General features: G+C 56.8%; 4 protein-coding genes. 2 read left to right on the top strand and 2 right to left on the bottom strand.

What is annotated here, in order from left to right; all coding sequences use genetic code 11:
• Positions 1-351: 351 nt before the first annotated feature.
• Positions 352-726 (bottom strand): VanZ family protein, encoded by a 375-nt coding sequence (locus AX756_RS24635; RefSeq protein ID WP_068318512.1) that lies wholly within the window; start codon positions 724-726, stop codon positions 352-354.
• 296 nt (positions 727-1,022) lie between these two features.
• Between AX756_RS24635 and AX756_RS24630 the strand changes: the two genes are divergently transcribed.
• Entirely contained in the window at positions 1,023-1,244 is a 222-nt protein-coding gene (locus tag AX756_RS24630; RefSeq protein WP_068318509.1) for a type II toxin-antitoxin system CcdA family antitoxin, read from the top strand.
• Between the two features lie 12 nt (positions 1,245-1,256).
• Positions 1,257-1,550: a CcdB family protein gene (locus tag AX756_RS24625; protein ID WP_068318507.1), complete on the top strand. Its 294-nt coding sequence runs from the start codon at positions 1,257-1,259 to the stop codon at positions 1,548-1,550.
• A gap of 159 nt (positions 1,551-1,709) precedes the next feature.
• On the opposite strand, the gene AX756_RS25410 is transcribed toward AX756_RS24625, so the two are convergent.
• Complete coding sequence (locus tag AX756_RS25410; protein ID WP_163886674.1) at positions 1,710-1,979, bottom strand: IS1096 element passenger TnpR family protein; 270 nt, start codon at positions 1,977-1,979, stop codon at positions 1,710-1,712.
• Position 1,980 lies beyond the last annotated feature (1 nt).

The following is a 1,980-nucleotide window of genomic DNA, read 5'->3' as shown; positions in this document are numbered from 1 at the left end:
GATGGAAGAGCGCTATCCCAGACCCGAATGGCGGCGTCCGGGACTATACCATCGCTGTAGGCAACTTCGCTGAAAGTCCGCCATCAACCGGGTCGAACTGCTTCGCTGGTTTTTCGGACGGACCGTCGCGCAGTGATGGTCCGTCGTTTGGATGGGCGTATAGGCCCCGGAGTGGCCCGAAAAACGGCCTTCTCGTGTTTCCGGCAAGAGGGTTCCCAAGGAATAGAAGGGGCCTGGAGGCGGCTCCCAGCCGGGCTGTCCTTCGATAAGGGTTGCCGGTTTCGTACCCGTAGAAGAGGCGCAGTATGGTCACGTGGGTGGGCGCTGACATCAGGCAATCAAAGGGCCAGTTCATATTCTCCAGAATGCCCACCTTGACGCTAGAAATCCAGAGGTCGCTCCAATGAATGTCCCAACCGCATCTGCGAGTAGATCCGCTAGCTCTGCCTGCCGTCCGAAGAACGGCTGGATAATCTCGATTGCGCCTCCATAGGCAATGGCGACCACCACCACCATTGCTGTCAATTTTGGACGGACAAATGGTAGAGGGAAGGCAAGGACGGCAAAGGCCAACACATGGTAAATCTTGTCCGTTCCAGGGGCAGACTTCACCGACACGTTCGATAGCGTCATGACAGCAAGCACAAGGGCGAAGACCATTGTGGCTGCAATACCGATCCCCAGATAATAGCGCTCTACCGGAGCGTTCTCTGCCTTTATCGTCATAGGTTTATATGTCCTTGTAAGCTCAGAGATGGAAGAGATGGGTCGGTATGCTTGAACAGTTTTGAGCCTTTTCCAAGTAGGTTTCCTGCTCGATTATGCCGGTGTCTTCGACGTACTTGCAACAGCAACCGGTCCCTTGTCGCGGCGGCTCCGGCGAGAAAAGGTTCTTCCGGTACCGAGACTCTGCTGGAGGCGGGTAGTACGCGAGCCACCGGCGATGTCGCCGGGTTTCTTCTTTTGATAGGAGATGGCCTGATTTATGCTCCTTTTTTACGCGTATATTTTGAGAGGTTCCGATGGGGCGTGTTAAGGTGAATCTGACGCTGGACGCTGACGTGGTAGAAACCGCTCGTGGGCTCGGCCTCAATATGTCGCGTCTTGCCGAGGCGGCCATCGTTGAGGCGTCCAGGATTGAACGCAATCGCCTTTGGCGCGAGGAAAACCAGGCCGCGATCGATGCCTATGCCGAAGAGGTTGCCCGGAACGGACTGCCTCTCGCGCGGTTCAGAAGCTTCTAAGACGCCATCACGATGGCGCAATTCGATCTCTATCGATTGAGGGATGGGCAACTAGTTGTGGATCTGCAGACAGATCTGATCGACATCGAGTCCTCCCGCATCATGGCCCCGCTGCGCGAGGCTGACCGTTATGCCGTGTTCCCTGGGTTGACGCCGACCGTTGAAGCCGAAGGAACAACCTGGATCGTCCGTGTCCAGGAACTGGCGGCTGTTCCGGGAGCGGAGTTGCGAGAGGTAATCGGATCTCTGGCCGAGCATCGCGACGCGCTGAAGCGTGCATTGGATATCCTGATCGACGGCGTTTGAGGGCGATCGATACGGTCATTCTGTGGATCATGTCTCTCTTGGCTTGCGGGGCCTCGGAGCCCATTTCTTCGCGAGCCGTGCAAAGTCTTCGGTGATCCTGTCGACCTGTGCGTCGTTCGGGTCAAAGGATCCACTTGACCAACGGACCATGTCTTCGTGTTACTCATGTTCGGGATCTGCGAGGGCTTCGAGGAACTCCTCATATCCGCAGGTGCCACCGACATCCTCCGGCGGGCAAGCCCCTGTCGTCTTCAGAAGCCGAGGAGACGCCGCCGATCCATGCAATCCGGCATCAGAAAGAAGCGGAATATTCCTGAATACGCTTCCGCCGAAATAGTCCTCAACGGTTGTTATCTGGCAGGTACCTTGGCGCAGGTCGGTTTTCCGGGGTGATCGCGGAAAATCGAACCACCTCGGAGGCCCCCACATC

This window comes from Aliiruegeria sabulilitoris (assembly GCF_001558155.1).
Lineage (GTDB): Bacteria > Pseudomonadota > Alphaproteobacteria > Rhodobacterales > Rhodobacteraceae > Tropicimonas > Tropicimonas sabulilitoris.
This window is presented reverse-complemented; position numbering and strand designations above follow the sequence as displayed.